This window comes from Actinoplanes sp. G11-F43 (genome assembly GCF_050589265.1).
Taxonomy (GTDB): Bacteria; Actinomycetota; Actinomycetes; order Mycobacteriales; family Micromonosporaceae; genus Actinoplanes.
This window is the reverse complement of the sequence record NZ_JBNZCE010000014.1, coordinates 79,644-94,458: the sequence shown is the minus strand read 5'-3', so window position 1 is coordinate 94,458 and position 14,815 is coordinate 79,644. Positions and strand designations below refer to the sequence as shown.

Genomic DNA, 14,815 nt, shown 5'->3' with positions numbered 1-14,815 from the left:
GCACCCGACCGACGGTCACCGCATCCGGCCGGGAGCGCCGCATCCGGCCGGGAGCGCCGCATCCGGCCGGGAGCGCCGCATTCGCCCGGCGGGCGCCGGGCGGTCGGGAGTGGCGCCGGCGTCGCGTGGACGACGTCGAGCGGCCCGATTTCTGTGGAGCCGCCGGGCGTACATCCAAAAAGGCCTGGAACCGGACCGCTTATCCTGGGCGGATCCGACCGGAAGACCGGAGCCCGCGAGAATGAAGTACGCCAGGAAACCGCGCGCCGAGCAGGTGGAGAGCACGCGCGGACTGATTCTGGACACCGCCGAGCGCCTGTTCGCCGAGCACGGTGTGATCGCGGTGTCGAACCGGCAGATCAGTGAGGCCGCCGGCCAGGGCAACAACGCGGCGGTCGGCTACCACTTCGGGTCGAAGAACGATCTGGTGCGGGCGATCGTGCACCGGCATGCCGAGCCGATGACCGGGATTCGCAGGCGGCTGCTGGACGAGTTCGGTGGCAGTGAACGGGTGCGGGACTGGGTGGTGTGTGTGGTCCGGCCGATCACCGAGCATCTCGCCGATCTGGGGAATCCGAGCTGGTACGCCCGTTTCGCCGCGCAATTGCTGACCGAGCCGAATCTGCGGGATCTGACCGCGGCCGAGGTCGGTGACCTGCCGAGTCTGCATTCGGTGTTCGGTGGCCTGGCCCGGGTGTTGCCGGGGATCCCGCCGGAGGTGCGGGTCGAGCGCAACGACATGGCGCACACGCTGATTCTGCATTTCTGTGCGCGCCGTGAGCGGACGCTTCCGCTCGGTGTCGACGCCCGCCCGATGTGGAGAATGACCGAATCGAGCCTGATAGACGCATTGGAGGGGCTCTATCGCGCTCCGGTCGGAGGAAATCGGCTGAACACACCGGCTACTTAGGACCCCGGGGCCACCCATCGTTCAAGCAGTTGCTTTAAATTGGGCACTTGATCGCCGGACGTACCCCGCGAAAGGGCCCCATCATGTCCCCCTCCATCCCCCACACGCCCCATCGCTTCAGTGCGGCGGAGCTCGACGCCCTGCGCGCCCGGTACCGGACCGAACGTGATCGCCGGATCCGCCCGGACGGCGCCGCCCAGTACCGGAGGGCGGCCGGCGAGTTCGGGTATTACGCGACGGATCCGTACACCGAACGTCTCGAACGGGAGCCGGTCCGGGACCGGGTCGAGGCGACCGTGATCGGCGGCGGGTTCGGCGGCCTGCTGAGCGGGGCCAAGCTGCGCGACGCCGGGGTGACCAGCCTGCGGATGATCGACGAGGCGGGGGATTTCGGCGGCACCTGGTACTGGAACCGCTACCCGGGCATCCACTGCGACATCGAGGCGACCGTCTACATGCCGCTGCTGGAGGAGGTCGGATACGTCCCGAAGTGGCGGTATGCCCCGGGCGAGGAGATCCGGCAGCACTGCGTCAACATCGCCAAGCGGTACCAGCTCTACGACGACACCCTGTTCCACACCAAGGTCACCGGCCTGACCTGGGACGACGAGGCCGCCGAGTGGCACGTGACGACGGACCGGGGTGACGAGTTCACCTCCCGCTACGTGATCATCTCGTCGGGCACGCTGACCCAGCCGAAGCTGCCCGGCATCCCCGGTGTCGAGGGCTACCGGGGGCACACCTTCCATACCAGCCGCTGGGACTACGGCTACACCGGCGGTGACCAGTCCGGCAACCTGACCGGGCTGGCCGGCAAGAAGGTCGCCGTGGTCGGCACCGGCGCCACCGGCATCCAGGTGATCCCGCACGTGGCCGAGGCCGCCGAGCGGCTGTACGTCTTCCAGCGCACCCCGTCGTCGGTGGACGTGCGCGGCAACCGCCCGACCGACCAGTCGGTGCTGGACTCGGTGGGTCCGGGCTGGCAGCGGGAGCGGATGGAGAACTTCCTCAACCTGGTCACCGGCGGGCACGTGGACGTCGACATGATCGCCGACGGCTGGACCGGGACGGCGAAACTCCAGCGGCAGATGCTCACCGGCACGGTCGACCCGACGATCTCCGAGGAGGAGCGGGCGTACCACGACGAGATCGCCGACTTCCGCAAGATGGACGAGATCCGGGCCCGGGTCGCGTCGATCGTGGAGGATCCGGAGACGGCGGCGAGACTGCAGCCCTGGTACCGCTACATGTGCAAGCGCCCCACCTTCAGCGACTTCTACCTGCCGACCTTCAACCGGGACAACGTCACCCTGGTCGACACCGCCGACACCGGTGGCATCACCCGGATGACGGCCACCGGCATCGTGGTCGGCGAGCAGGAGTACGAGGTCGACTGCGTCATCTTCGCCACCGGGTTCGAGGTCGGCATCTCCGGGGTGCTGTCCGGGACGCTGCCGGTCACCGGGCGGGGCGGGCTGCCGCTGCTCGGCCACTGGGCGCGCGGCCCGCGCACCCTGCACGGCTTCTACTCGCACGGCTTCCCGAACCTGTTCCACCTGGGTTCGATGCAGAACGCGGCGGCCGTCAACTTCGTCCACGTGTTGCAGGAGCAGGCCACCCACATCGGCGCGGTGGTGGCCGAGGCGAACAGCCGCGGCGCCAAACGGATCGAGCCGACCGCCGAAGCCGAGCAGGCGTGGTGCGACACGATCTCGGAGACCGCGCCGAAACAGTTCGCGTTCCAGTCCGAGTGCACGCCCGGCTACTACAACGGCGAGGGCAATCCGCGCCAGGTGAGTTTCTCGTTCGGCCCCGGCCCGGTGGTCTTCCACGAGCTGCTGCGCAACTGGCGCGCCGACAGCATCGACGAGGTCCTGTCGTAACGGTGGGGCTCGACTACACCTGCACCGTCTTCGTGCCGCACGCCGAGACCGGCCGCTTCCTGTCGGAGGTGGCCGCCCTCGGCAAGCCGGATCCCCGCTCCACGACGACGGCCCGGCTGCCGGACGGCGGGTCCGCGCGGGTGGGGCGCCGCTGTGCCTGTTCGACGGCGAGGTCGGCGACCAGATCATCGTGACGGCGGGCGAGCGGCGGGTGTCGGCCGAGGTGCCCGGGCCGATCCTGCTGTGGCGCGGCGATGATCCGGGCCGGGAGGACCTGCGCGAGCCGGCCGCCCGGCTGACCGGCGTCCACACCGGGTCGCCCGGCGTGGTCATCGGCCCGAAGAGCCCGGACTTCGCCGTGTTCACCGCGGCGCTGGCCCGGGAATCCCGGATGCCGGCCGCCCTATGGCTGCGGGCTCCGGCGTAGCACCCGGCCGAGCAGCACGGCAGCGACGACAACGACGGCGAACGCGGCGGTGACCCAGCCGATGCCGGCCGTGTCCAGCCAGGTCGTCACGGTGCCCTGGAGGCCGGTGACCGCGCCGACGATCGGGTCCCGCGGGTTGCCGTCGCCGGACATCAGGCGCAGCTCGTACCAGCCGTAGTAGGTCACATACCCGCCCGCCACCAGCAGGAACACGCCGCTCAGGCGGGAGATCCAGGGCAGCACCGCACGCGCCCGCCGGACCGTCGCCTCCCGGGCCAGCGCCGCCGTCATCGCGAGAAGACCCACGATCAAACCCATGCCGATTGCGTACGCCAGGAAGGCCCCGATCCCGGTCAGCACCTCGCCCTCGCCGGAGACCAGGCCGGTCACCGCCAGGAACGGTGCGATCGTGCAGGACAGCGAGGCGACCGCGTACGAGGCGCCGTACCCGTACAACCCGAAGATCGACTGCGACGGTGACCCGGCGGCCAACCGGGGCAGCCGGACGGTCAGCTCCCGCCCGGACAGCAACCAGCCGCCCGACAGCACCAGCACCACCCCGATCACCACCGCCGACCAGGGCAGATAACGCTGGATCGGCGCGGTGGTGACACTCAGCACCAGGCCGATCGTCCCGAAGACGGTGACGAATCCGGCGGTCATCGCCGCCGACAGGCGCAGCGCCCGCCACACCCCGCCCGGCCCGGCGACCAGGATCGCCAGGAACGAGGGCAGCAGCGCGAAGCCGCACGGGTTGAACGCCGCCAGCAGGCCGGCCGCCAGCGCGAAGGTGATCGTGTCCATCGCCGGGGCATACGGTCCGGCCGTGCGGTCAGTTCAACGGCAGGCTCATGTGTACGCGGTATCCGCCGTCTTCGGTCGGCCCCGACTCGAGAGTCCCGTTCAGCAGGCAGGCCCGCTCGTGCAGCCCGACCAGTCCCTGACCGGCGCCCGGCAACGGCAGCGCGGGCCGCCCCGGCGGGGTGTTGGTGACGGTCACCCCCGCGTACGGCCCGTCCTGCCACAACTCGACGGCAGCCGACGCACCGGGGGCGTGTTTGCGCACGTTGGTGAGGGCCTCCTGCACCGTCCGGTAGATGGCCCGCTGGCCCGGCGTCCCCACCGGAAGCGCCGGAACCCCGGTCAGTTTCGCCTCGATCCCACTGGCGGCGACCAGTTGCTGCAGGTCGGCGAGGGTGGGCTGCGGGGTCGGCTCGGTGGGGCCGGACGCCCGCAGCAGGGTGACCATGGTCCGCAGCTCGTCCAGGGTGCCCACACTCAAGGTCCGGATGGTGCGCGCGGCCTCCCGGGTCGCCGGATCCGGCCCGGCCACCTGCAGCGCTCCGGCCTGCACCGCGATCAGGCTGACCTGGTGCGACACCACGTCGTGCATCTCCCGGGCGAGCTGGGCCCGCTCCCGGGCGAGCATGGCCTGGGCGTGCAGCACCCGCTCGTGCTCCTTGGCCTCCTGAATCTCCTCGATCCGCTGCGACAGCTCCCGGCGGGTCAGCACCAGTTGCCCGAGCAGCACCGGTACGGCCGCGGTGGCCAGCCCGTAGGCCAGATAGACAGCGGTGTCGGAGGGCTTCACGGCCTCGTCGTCGAACGGTGAGGGAGCGGCCGAGGCGAGCGCGAACAGCACCGCACACACTCCCAGCACCCGCCGGTCCCGAGACCGCGTGGCCAGCACGTAGAGCGCCACGAACGGAGCGACGAGCGCCGCTTCCAGCAGAGCGGCCGGCAGAGTCAACGCGAACACGGCACGGGGAAACCGATGCCGCAACGGCAGAACCACGCACCCGAGCACACCGAGCGCGATACTGACCGGCGCGTCACTCCACATGTGGACGAAGGTGTCGAGCGCAGCCGCCCCGATCAGCCCCGCCTCGACAAGAACCGTCCGATACCTCACCGGGCGATCGTCTCCCCGGCCGACGGCCCCGCCCCGGGAAATGCCTCACGAGCCGGGTCCGCCGCCGAAACCACGAAGTCCCCGCGCACCGGGCGCACCGCCGAAACACCGGAACGATCATCAGCCCGGTCCCCCGCCCGCACGGCTGAACCGTTGCGAACCGGACACACGGTTGAACCGTTGCGAACCGGACACACGGTTGAACCGTTGCGAACCGGACTCGCCGGGGCCAGCAGCGCGGCCTGGACCCGGGTGGAGACGCGCAGTGTGGCCAGCAGGGCGCTCACCTGTTCGCGCACCTCGGCGGCCGGGATCTCCCGGCGCTCGGCGATCTCGGCGTTGGTGAGGCCGGCCGCGATCAGGTCGAGCAGTTCCCGGTCCCGGTCGCCGAGCGCGCCGAGCCGGTCCGGATCGGTCCGGGGCAGGCTGCCCCGGAGCGTGCGGGCCGCGGTCGGCGACAGCACCACCCCACCCGCGGCCAGGGTGCGGACCAGCTGTGCCAGATGCTCCGGGTCGGTGTCCTTCAGCAGGAACCCGGCCGCCCCCGAATGCAGAGCGGTCAGCACATACTCATCGGCGTCGAACGTGGTCAGCATCGCCACCACCGGCCGCTCCGGCAGCCCCGCCGCAATCGGCGGTTCCGCCGCCACCGGCAGCCCCGGCAGTTCCGCCACCACCGGCAGTTCCGCCACCACCGGCGGTTCCGGCAGCGACCGGATCTGCCGGAGCACGGTGAGCCCGTCGACGTCCGGCATCCGGATGTCGAGCAGCACCACGTGCGGCCGCCGTGCCCGGATCACCGAGACCGCGTCCGTCCCACTGACGGCGGCGACGACCTCGATGTCCGGTGCCAGGTTCAGGATCAACGTGAACGCCGAACGCACCAGCGCCTCGTCGTCGACCACCACCACCCGGATCACGCTGGACCACCCTCGCCGAAGGATCACACTTCGTGATCGACCCTAGATCGCCGGGCGGGGCGTGCTCCTCCTCCTACCAGCGGGAGTGTCCCCGCCGACAGGCCTGATTCAGTTGCGGGGCTGGCTGGGCCAGCCCCGCTCGGGTGTCAGGTCGAACGGCCACGAACCATTACGTGGCTGCTCGACCTGGAGTCGCGCGCGACGGCTGACATACGTCCCGTTGATCGGCCCGTCGCTGACGCGACCACGGTGAACATTCGCTCGGTCCACGTTCGCCCCCCAGTCTCCGGTGACCGTACATCGAAGTCCGTTGACTCCATCGTGACGCGGCCGGAACAGGAGCGACAATCGGATCTCGGACTACGGACGCCCTAAACCCCCGAAAGTGGCACAAGCGGGATCGATCGTCAGTTGTCCTCGGTCTTGGTGACCACCTTGAACGCGGCGTCCAGGTCCACGTCCCACTCCTTGCCGGCCGAATCCCGAACCTCGGCCTCATAGGCGACACCCTGGTCGTCGGACGCCTCCAGGTCCAGAATCGTGCTGCCCGCGCCGACCGCGTCCAGCGCCGCCTTCTCCGCGGAGGCCCGCTCCTCCGCGCTCAGCACCCGGTCGTCGGCGTCCGGTCCGCCGGTGCCCGTGCCGGCGTCGCCCGCGGCGTTGTCGTCCGCGTCATCGTCATCCGGCCCGTCGCTGTCCGGCCCGTCGTTGTCGCGCTCCTGGGAGACGACCTTCAGGTCCTTGTCCAGGTGCACCGAAACCTCGCTGCCGTCGGCCTGGCGCACATCCACCTCGTACGCCTCGCCCGGATCGTCGCTCGTCTCCACGTCGGTCACGGTGCCGGGGACCACCTGGGTGGCCGCGTTGGCGATCCGGTCCCGATCACCACCGGTCACCTGGTCGGCGTAGGCCGCGGTCCCCCACACGGCGCCACCCACACCCAGGGCGGCCGCCACGGCCACACCGGCAACGATGACGCGCTTGCTGCGGAGCTTGGCGGTGTTCATGAGATGTCGCCTGCTTTCTGTATCAGCGGAACTTCGAGTACGACGACAGCTTGCGCCCCGCTCCCTGAACCTGACCTGAACGCCGCTGAAAGCCCGTTCAGAAACGAGGGAGCAACCGGGCCCGGGCCACACGGCGAGGCAGATCTCAGGCCCTCACCAAACGACTTCCAGGGCAGAACCGGCAGGTCTTGAGGGACTCACCACCGCGGAGGGTGCTTCTCCCCGGCCGCCCGATCACTCGCGGTCAATCCCCGGCGTGTGCAAGCCGAGGACTTGCGCGACACCCGGACCTCATTCAAGGCGAAGCCTCGCAACGGTGGAAATCGCCCGAGATCGACCAGGGCGAGGCGGAAGAGGCGCTCGCGCGGAAAACACGGAGCACCGAGGGCGGGCTATCCGGACGGTGGTGGGGAAGCGTGGTGGAAGGAGCCTGGGAAACGGATCTCGAAGCGGGCGCCGCCCAAGTGGGAGATGTCGAGCGTGACCGACCCGCCGTGCGCGACCACCGTCTCCTTGACGATCGCCAAGCCCAGACCGCTGCCGCCCTCATCGCGGGCCCGCGCCTCGTCGAGCCGCACGAAGCGCTCGAACACCCGGTCCCGTTCGCCCTCCGGCACCCCGCCCCCGTCGTCCTCGACGATCAGCTCGACGCCGTCGGCGCGGGTCAGGACCGAGACCCCCACTGTCGTACGGGCATGCCGGGCCGCATTGTCGGTCAGGTTGCGCACCACCTGGGTCAGCGCGGTCAGCTCGCCGCGCACCCGCCCGGCTCCGACTCCGGACGCGTCGACGGTGAGGCCGGATCGGCGCACCCGCCGGGCCTCGGCCAGGGCCAGATCGTCCAGGTCGACATCCTGCATGGGGCGCACCCCGCCGCCACCGGTGCGGGTGAGCAGCAGTAGCTGTTCGACGAGGCGTTCCATCCGGCCGGATTCCTCCAGCACCGCCTCGGCCAGTTCACCTTCGGGCAGCGCGCCGGGATGCGACCGGGCGACCTCGGCCGCCTGCCGGATGCTGGACAGGGGCGACCGCAGCTCGTGCGACGCGTCGGCGACGAACCGCTGCTGGCGCTGCCGGGCGTCGTCGAGGCGGGCCAGCATGTGGTTCATGGTGACGGCGAGGCGCTGGATCTCGTCGCGGGCGGCTGGTTCGGGCACCCGCCGGTCCAGCCGCTCGCCGGTGATCTCCTCGACCTCGCGACGGATCCGTTCGACCGGGGCGAGGGCCCGGGTGACCACCAGCCAGGTCACCCCGCCGACCACGATCAGCACCAGTGGCAGGCCGATCAGCAGCGGTGTGACCAGGGCGTCGGTCGACTCCTCGACCTCTTCGAGGGAGGCGGCGACGACCACCGTGAACGGGCCGGCGTCCTCGGTGACGATCAGGTACCGGTGGTCCAGCCCGGGGATCGTGACCTGATCGGCTTCCCCGGCCGGCAGTGGATCGCTGAGCTGGGGTGACGATCGCACGATGGTCCCGGCGGCGTCGCGGATCTGCCACAGGAAGTCGTCGTCGTCCTCCTCCAGCGGCGTCTGGACGGTGATCACCGATGCCCGCTCCTCGGCGGCCGTCTCGATGCCGTTGCGCAGTGACGCCCGGGACAGCACCAGCAGCGCCACCGAGCCGATCAGCAGGGCGATCGCCATCACCAGCACCGACAGGGCGGTGGTGCGGACCCGGACCGAGGCGCGGTCAACCACCGTCACTGCCCAGCCGGTATCCGGCGCCGCGCACGGTCTGGATCGCCTCCCGGCCGAACGGGCGGTCGATCTTGTTGCGCAGATGCCGCACGTAGACCTCCACGATGTTGGGGTCGCCGTCGAAGTCGCCGTCCCACACGGCCTCCAGGATCTGCCGTTTCGACATCACGTCGCCGGCGTTGCGGGCCAGGAACTCCAGCAGCGAGAACTCCCGCGCGGTCAGCTCGACGCCGGTGTCGCCGCGCCACACCCGCCGGGCCGCCGGGTCGAGCCGCAGATCGCCGGCGACCAGCTGGACCGGGCGCTCGCGGGCGCCGCGCCGGGCCACCGCGCGCAGCCGGGCCACCAGGACCGGGAACGAGAACGGCTTGGTCATGTAGTCGTCGGCGCCGGTGTCCAGCCCCTCGACCTGATCCCACTCGCCGTCCTTGGCGGTGAGCATCAGGATCGGGGTCCAGTCGCCGTCGTCGCGCAGGGTGGAGCACACCTTGTAGCCGTTGATGCCCGGCAGCATCAGGTCGAGGACGATCGCGTCGTACTCGTTCTCCCGGGCCATCCACAGGCCGTCGACACCGTCGCCGGCGACATCGACGGCGAACCCCTCCGCTTCGAGACCGACCCGCAACGACCAGGCGAGCCGCTTCTCGTCCTCGACGACGAGTACACGCATGCCTCATCTTTACCCATCCCACCTGAAGCCCCGCTGAACGCGGGCCGGGTCGTTACGATCGGGGGGAACGGGAGGACGTTTGTGGCTACTCTTCTCAAACCCGCGATTTCGGGAGCTCTGCTCCGATTCTTCGCTCCGGACGGTGTGCTGGCCACCGTCGACCTGGAGTCCGGCGCCTACCGCGAGGACGAGGTGGGAGCCACTCCGGACGACGTGCTCTGGAGGCGTACCGACGAGGTGGTCCCGGCGACCCTCGCCGCCGTCGCCGCCGAGACGGTCTTCGAGGACGCCTCGATGCTGATCAACCTGGCCACCATCACCGCGGTGCACCACGCGCACGGCCACCACACCCACCGGGCGGCGGTGGCCGACCCGGATCCGCGGGCGTTCCGGCGCCGGGCCGCCGACTCGTACGCCGAGCTCATCCAGTACCTGAGCCGCTGCGACATCCGGATCCTGGAGGCCCCGCCGGATCGCGACTTCGTCATCGGTGACACCCCGGTGGCCGCCGCCGGCCGGGACCCGCACGACCTGCCCGACCTGCCGCGGGCGGACGCCGTCCACTTCCCGGTGCACCCGCGGTTCTGTGTCCGGTTCCCGGCCGCGCAGCCGGGTTACACCGACATCGGCGCCCGTGAGGTGGACCGGATCAACCTGATGCAGATCACCCACGCCGACCGGGAGGTGCACTTCCGCCCGGATCCGCGGACCCGCCGGCTGGTCGAGGAACGGATCCGGGCCCGGACTCCGCGGCACTGACCGACAGCAGGCGGGCCGGGTTGGTGGTGAAGAACTCCGCCGGGAAGAGCTTCCGGTCGAGAGGCTGCGCGTAGGGCAGGTCGGAGCCGTGCACGATCGCGTCCCGGCCCACCACCCCGGTCAGCGCGCTGATCGCCTCCGGACCGTAGGACGAGGTCTCGTAGAAGACGTGTGGGTCCGGTGTACCGAGGTCGCCGCCCCGCGCGGCCATCCGCTCGTGGTGCAGCGGGGCCAGCCCGGCGAGGGCGACGAACCCGACGCGGAGGTTCGCGTGCCACTTGCGGCCGGCGACGTGCCAGGCCGCCCAGGACCGATGCAACTGATTGACGTACGGGACCACGGCCGCCCACCAGTCCGGCAACTCCCCGTCCTCCACCGTGGCCGGGCCTGGGTGCACCAGCAGCGGCTTACCGGCCCGTTCCAGCTCGGCCAGCAGCGGGGACATCCGCTCGATCGCCGCCGGGTCACCGAGGGCGGTGGCCGGCAGTTGCAGCCCGGCGATCCGCGGTTCGCGCAGCACTTCGGCCAGCGCGCCCGGATCCGGGGCGGTCACCGGGGCGGCCGCCCAGACGTGGAAGAAGCCCGGGAGCCGCAGGGCACTCTCGTGCCAGACGTCGATCAGCCCGGCCGCGTCGTGGCCCGGCAGGTGCTCGATCCCGAGCGGACTGGACAGCGACAGCAGCACCCGGTCGCTGTTCTCCCGCCCCATCCGCCCGGCCACGTCATGGGCGGCCGGATCCACCCGGTAGGGGTTCTCCCCCGGCAGGAACAGCGTCCAGTCCCGCAGGTAGGGATGGTGCTGCCGCGCCCGGAGCGCCGCCACGAACTCCCCCGGCCACAGATGCTGATGGCAGTCGAACCGCGTCATGCCCCCATCCTCGCGGTCGTCACCGGATTCGTGTCAACATGTCCGCCACCGTGCCGCGGCGAACCAGCGTCCGGGCCAGCCCCTCCGCGACGGCGATCAGGGCGGGCCGGCCGACGATCCGAGGACTCCGCTGGTCGGCGCCGGTCCCGGCGAGCACGAGCAGGTCTCCGGGCACGAGATCCCCGGGCACTGCGATGACCCGGGCCGTGCCCTTCCCCACCGTGCCGGCCCGGGACGTCTCCTCCAGTGTGGCGGGTTCCGGGGCCGCGCCGGAGATCCGGCCCAGCAGGGCGGCGTGGCCGTTGCCGGCGGGCGGGTCCCCGTCGAGGAGTACCACCAGACGGCCGCCGGTACGGGTGACCCGCTCGACCCGGCAGACCGTCACTCCGGCGCGGGCGATGAGAGCGTGGCCGGGTGACACCCGGACCAGCGGGACCGGAATCCCGTAGCGCTCGGCGTTGACCCGGGCCACCCCGCGCATCCGGGACGCGAACACGTCGGCCGGCAACTCGCCGGCCTGTCCACCACCGAGGTTGATCAGATCGATGCCGGCACGGTGACGGGCACGGATCACGGCGCTGAATCCGATCGCCTCCCGCAGACAGCGCTCGAACGTGCCGAACCTGGCCAGATCGTGACCGAGGGAGCAGTCCAGCCCGCTGAGCCGCAGATTCGGGGAGGCCAGGATCAGCCCGACGACGTCGAGGGCCGGGGTGCCGCCGAGGCGTACCCCGTACCGGCGCGGGCATCGGTGTCCGGACGGGATCACCCGGACCAGTACGCGCTGCCCGGCCGGCGCCCGCCGGATCAGTGTCATCACCTCCGCCGCCGACCCGGCCACCACGGCCGCCCCGCGCTCGAAGGCGGCGTCGAGAGCGGCGATCGACTTCCCCCCGCCGCTGAGCACCAGCCGCTGCGCCGGGAACCCGGCCGCCAGCGCGATCCGCAGCTGTTCCGCCGACCCGGTGTAACAGCCCAGCCCGGCGTCCGCGATCCACTTCCCGCTGACCCGGCTCAGCCCGGCCTTGGCGCTGTACGCGCATCCGGTCCCGCCGCCGAAAGCCTCGGCGTATCCGGCCGCGGCGGACCGTACCGAGGTCTCGTCCAGCACGTGGACCGGTGTTCCGTGCTCGGCGGCCAGCCGGGACAGGCGCAGCCCGCCGACCGACAGTTCGCCATCACCGGTCCACCGGACGGTGGACGGCCAGTGCCGGGGGTCGAGGTGCCGCGTCATCATCGAGGTGCGCAACGTGGGCAGAAGGTCAGCGAGTGTCATCAGACGCCTTTCGAAGTCGTGGACGACTCCAGTCGACGCCACGTTCCGGCCCTGGTCGACGGCGTGTACGGCGTTGATACAGCCGCCGGCGCCGAATTGACGCGCTGATGACGCGGGACCGAGGTTAACCGGTTGAGTTGCGTCTGCCAGGATGCCGGTCATGACGAGTATCGACAGCACACCGTTCGGGGCCCTGGCCGACGGCACGAGCATCGAGAAATGGACGTTGACCAATGCGAGCGGGGTGTCCGCGTCGATCCTCACCTGGGGCGCGACCATCCAGTCGGTGTACGTGCCGGACCGCGCCGGCGCCCTCGCCAACGTGACGCTCGGGTTCGCCGATCTGGCCGGTTACACCGATCCCGCCTACCTGGCCGGCAACCCGTTCCTGGGTTCGACGGTCGGCCGCTACGCCAACCGGATCGCCGGCGGCGCCTTCACCCTGGACGGCGAGACCTACAAACTGTCGCAGAACGAGGGCCAGACCACCCTGCACGGCGGATCGCACGGCTTCGACCAGCGCGTCTGGTCGGCCACCGCGGTCGAGAACGGGGTGCGGATGTCGTATCTGTCGGCCGACGGCGAGCAGGGTTTCCCCGGCACCCTGACGGTGTCCGTCACGTTCACCCTGGACGACGACAACGGCCTGCGCCTCGACTACACCGCGACCACCGACCGGGCGACGGTGGTGGCGCTGACCAATCACGCCTACTGGAACCTGTCCGGCGAGGGCAGCGGCTCGGTGGAGAACCACCTGCTGCGGATCGACGCCGGCCATTTCACCCCGGTCGACTCCACGTTGATCCCGACCGGTGTGCTGGAGCCGGTCGACGGCACCCCGTTCGACTTCCGCAGCCCGCACCCGATCGGCGCGCGGATCCGCGACGAGCACCCGCAGCTCACCACCGGCCGCGGCTACGACCACAACTACGTGCTGACCGACGGTTCCGGCGCGCTGTCGACGGCCGCGGTGGTGGACGACCCGGCCAGTGGCCGGCGCCTGACCATCACCACCACCGAACCGGGCCTGCAGTTCTACGCCGGCAACTTCCTGGACGGCAAGATCCGCGGCACGAGCGGCCGCCAGTACCGGCAGGGCGACGCGTTCGCCCTGGAGACCCAGCACTTCCCGGACAGCCCGAACCAGCCGGACTTCCCGTCCACGGTCCTGCGCCCGGGCGAGACCTGGACGTCGACCACCGTGCACACCTTCTCGGTGATCGGGTAACACCGCCGGGTGGGCCGTCGTCCGGGCGGCCCACCGGACCCGCCGAAGCATGCCTTGACATTCATATGAAGCTTGAGGCATGTTTTCGAGGTGGACGGTTTCACGCTGATCGCCGACCCGACGCGCCGCCGGATCCTGGACGCGCTGCGCGTCGCCGAGCACGACGTCTCCACGCTGACCGGGCTGCTCGGCATCCCCCAGCCGCTGATGTCCAAGCATCTGCGGGTGCTGCGGGAGGCCGGCGCGGTCACCGCCGCCACGGACGGCCGCCGCCGGGTCTACCGGCTGGCCGCCGATCCACTGCCCGACGTGCTGGGCTGGGTCAGCCCGTACCACCGCCGCTGGTCCGATGGTTTCGACCGTCTGGCCGAGGCCCTCGACGACGAGCGAAGGAGTGAACGCTGATGAGCGACGCCGTACGCAAGGAGATCGGCCGGCAACCGGCCGAGGCGGAGCTGGCCGCCACCACCGACGGCCGCTGGGTGCTGGCGATGAGCCGGGAGCTGCCGCACCCGCCGGAGCGGGTGTGGCCGCGCCTGACCGAGCCGGCGCTGCTGCACACCTGGTCGCCGGTGGTTCCGGACCGCCCGCTGGACTCCCCCGGCCCGGCCCGGAGCAGGGAGAACCCGGAGGATCCGTGGCTGGACGCGGAGGTCCTGATCGCCGACGCCCCGCTGGAGCTGGTCCACCGGTGGGGCGACGACCTGCTCCGCTGGACGCTGACCCCGACCGCGGCCGGATGCCGTCTGACTCTGGAGCACACGTTCGCCGACCGGGACGGGTCAGCGATGTACGCGGCCGGCTGGCACATCTGCCAGGCCTCGCTGGCGGCCCGGCTGGACGGCGACGACTCGCCGCGGGTGGCCGGGGCTGCGGCCCGCGATCACGGCTGGGCCGAGTTGCGCGACGCGTACGCCACCGGCGGGCTGATCAGCCAGGACGGCGTCTGAGCGTCAGGCCTGCGCGCGGGGGCGCCTGATCAGGCCGAACGCGCCCAGCCCGACACCGACCACCGCCGGGATCCCGATCATGGCCGCGGCGTCCCACTGCGCGTTCACGTCCTCGGCGATGAAGGGCTCCTCCAACACCAGCGTCCACAGCAGAAAGCCGCTGACGACCAGCAGCAGCGCCCCGAAGCCGACCGACGCCGCCCGCGGTGACGCGCGGAAGGCGAGCACCAGGACGGCCACGAACACCAGTGCAGCGACCACCTGGCCGAATCCGATCTCCATGGACCGCACGGTAACACCGCCGT

The 14,815-nt window shown here is 71.1% G+C and carries 17 protein-coding genes; 8 read left to right on the top strand and 9 right to left on the bottom strand.

Annotated features, from left to right (window positions below):
• Nucleotides 1-241: 241 nt before the first annotated feature.
• The 4 genes from ACQ0O7_RS15705 to ACQ0O7_RS15690 all read left to right on the top strand — a co-directional run bounded on the left by ACQ0O7_RS15705 (nucleotide 242) and on the right by ACQ0O7_RS15690 (nucleotide 3,220).
• The gene (locus ACQ0O7_RS15705; RefSeq protein ID WP_430782792.1) at nucleotides 242-910 is read left to right on the top strand and encodes a TetR/AcrR family transcriptional regulator; all 669 of its coding nucleotides are present in this window, start codon (nucleotides 242-244) and stop codon (nucleotides 908-910) included.
• An 83-nt stretch (nucleotides 911-993) separates the two neighbouring features.
• Nucleotides 994-2,793: a flavin-containing monooxygenase gene (locus ACQ0O7_RS15700; protein ID WP_430782791.1), complete on the top strand. Its 1,800-nt coding sequence runs from the start codon at nucleotides 994-996 to the stop codon at nucleotides 2,791-2,793.
• Nucleotides 2,794-2,795: 2 nt separating this feature from the next.
• Nucleotides 2,796-2,987, top strand: a complete 192-nt coding sequence (locus tag ACQ0O7_RS15695; RefSeq protein WP_430782790.1) for a hypothetical protein — start codon at nucleotides 2,796-2,798, stop codon at nucleotides 2,985-2,987.
• Nucleotides 2,984-3,220 carry a hypothetical protein gene (locus tag ACQ0O7_RS15690; RefSeq protein WP_430782789.1) on the top strand — a complete coding sequence of 79 codons (237 nt, stop codon included), beginning with the start codon at nucleotides 2,984-2,986 and terminating at the stop codon, nucleotides 3,218-3,220. Before ACQ0O7_RS15695 ends, ACQ0O7_RS15690 begins: the two co-directional genes overlap by 4 nt.
• Here ACQ0O7_RS15690 and ACQ0O7_RS15685 read toward each other — a convergent pair.
• The 6 genes from ACQ0O7_RS15685 to ACQ0O7_RS15660 form a co-directional block, all read right to left on the bottom strand.
• The gene (locus tag ACQ0O7_RS15685) at nucleotides 3,197-4,024 is read right to left on the bottom strand and encodes a cytochrome c biogenesis CcdA family protein (RefSeq protein ID WP_430782788.1); all 828 of its coding nucleotides are present in this window, start codon (nucleotides 4,022-4,024) and stop codon (nucleotides 3,197-3,199) included. The two genes, ACQ0O7_RS15690 and ACQ0O7_RS15685, sit on opposite strands and share 24 nt — an antisense overlap.
• Before the next feature lie 28 nt (nucleotides 4,025-4,052).
• Nucleotides 4,053-5,132 carry a sensor histidine kinase gene (locus ACQ0O7_RS15680; protein ID WP_430782787.1) on the bottom strand — a complete coding sequence of 360 codons (1,080 nt, stop codon included), beginning with the start codon at nucleotides 5,130-5,132 and terminating at the stop codon, nucleotides 4,053-4,055.
• Nucleotides 5,129-6,052 carry a response regulator gene (locus tag ACQ0O7_RS15675; RefSeq protein WP_430782786.1) on the bottom strand — a complete coding sequence of 308 codons (924 nt, stop codon included), beginning with the start codon at nucleotides 6,050-6,052 and terminating at the stop codon, nucleotides 5,129-5,131. The genes ACQ0O7_RS15680 and ACQ0O7_RS15675 overlap by 4 nt, the downstream gene beginning before the upstream one ends.
• Before the next feature lie 407 nt (nucleotides 6,053-6,459).
• Nucleotides 6,460-7,059, bottom strand: coding sequence for a PepSY domain-containing protein (locus tag ACQ0O7_RS15670; RefSeq protein ID WP_430782785.1), 600 nt, complete (start codon nucleotides 7,057-7,059; stop codon nucleotides 6,460-6,462).
• 392 nt (nucleotides 7,060-7,451) lie between these two features.
• Nucleotides 7,452-8,765, bottom strand: a complete 1,314-nt coding sequence (locus ACQ0O7_RS15665) for an ATP-binding protein (RefSeq protein ID WP_430782784.1) — start codon at nucleotides 8,763-8,765, stop codon at nucleotides 7,452-7,454.
• A complete protein-coding gene (locus tag ACQ0O7_RS15660) occupies nucleotides 8,752-9,429 on the bottom strand; it encodes a response regulator transcription factor (protein WP_430782783.1) in 678 nt (225 codons plus the stop codon). The genes ACQ0O7_RS15665 and ACQ0O7_RS15660 overlap by 14 nt, the downstream gene beginning before the upstream one ends.
• Nucleotides 9,430-9,510: 81 nt before the next feature.
• Between ACQ0O7_RS15660 and ACQ0O7_RS15655 the strand changes: the two genes are divergently transcribed.
• Complete coding sequence (locus ACQ0O7_RS15655; RefSeq protein ID WP_430782782.1) at nucleotides 9,511-10,188, top strand: DUF4238 domain-containing protein; 678 nt, start codon at nucleotides 9,511-9,513, stop codon at nucleotides 10,186-10,188.
• On the opposite strand, the gene ACQ0O7_RS15650 is transcribed toward ACQ0O7_RS15655, so the two are convergent.
• Together ACQ0O7_RS15650 and ACQ0O7_RS15645 are read right to left on the bottom strand one after the other, a co-directional pair.
• Nucleotides 10,094-11,056 (bottom strand): amidohydrolase, encoded by a 963-nt coding sequence (locus ACQ0O7_RS15650; RefSeq protein WP_430782781.1) that lies wholly within the window; start codon nucleotides 11,054-11,056, stop codon nucleotides 10,094-10,096. The two genes, ACQ0O7_RS15655 and ACQ0O7_RS15650, sit on opposite strands and share 95 nt — an antisense overlap.
• 19 nt (nucleotides 11,057-11,075) lie before the next feature.
• Nucleotides 11,076-12,332, bottom strand: a complete 1,257-nt coding sequence (locus ACQ0O7_RS15645; protein WP_430782780.1) for a diaminopimelate decarboxylase family protein — start codon at nucleotides 12,330-12,332, stop codon at nucleotides 11,076-11,078.
• A gap of 160 nt (nucleotides 12,333-12,492) precedes the next feature.
• Here ACQ0O7_RS15645 and ACQ0O7_RS15640 point away from each other — a divergent pair, with 160 nt between their 5' ends.
• The 3 genes from ACQ0O7_RS15640 to ACQ0O7_RS15630 all read left to right on the top strand — a co-directional run bounded on the left by ACQ0O7_RS15640 (nucleotide 12,493) and on the right by ACQ0O7_RS15630 (nucleotide 14,510).
• On the top strand, nucleotides 12,493-13,560 hold the full coding sequence (locus ACQ0O7_RS15640) for an aldose epimerase family protein (protein ID WP_430782779.1): 1,068 nt from the start codon (nucleotides 12,493-12,495) through the stop codon (nucleotides 13,558-13,560).
• 90 nt (nucleotides 13,561-13,650) lie between these two features.
• Nucleotides 13,651-13,965, top strand: a complete 315-nt coding sequence (locus tag ACQ0O7_RS15635) for an ArsR/SmtB family transcription factor (protein ID WP_430782778.1) — start codon at nucleotides 13,651-13,653, stop codon at nucleotides 13,963-13,965.
• Nucleotides 13,965-14,510 (top strand): SRPBCC family protein, encoded by a 546-nt coding sequence (locus tag ACQ0O7_RS15630; protein WP_430782777.1) that lies wholly within the window; start codon nucleotides 13,965-13,967, stop codon nucleotides 14,508-14,510. Before ACQ0O7_RS15635 ends, ACQ0O7_RS15630 begins: the two co-directional genes overlap by 1 nt.
• 3 nt (nucleotides 14,511-14,513) lie before the next feature.
• Here the strand turns inward: ACQ0O7_RS15630 and ACQ0O7_RS15625 are convergent, their stop codons facing one another.
• On the bottom strand, nucleotides 14,514-14,792 hold the full coding sequence (locus ACQ0O7_RS15625) for a hypothetical protein (protein ID WP_430782776.1): 279 nt from the start codon (nucleotides 14,790-14,792) through the stop codon (nucleotides 14,514-14,516).
• Nucleotides 14,793-14,815: the final 23 nt, after the last annotated feature.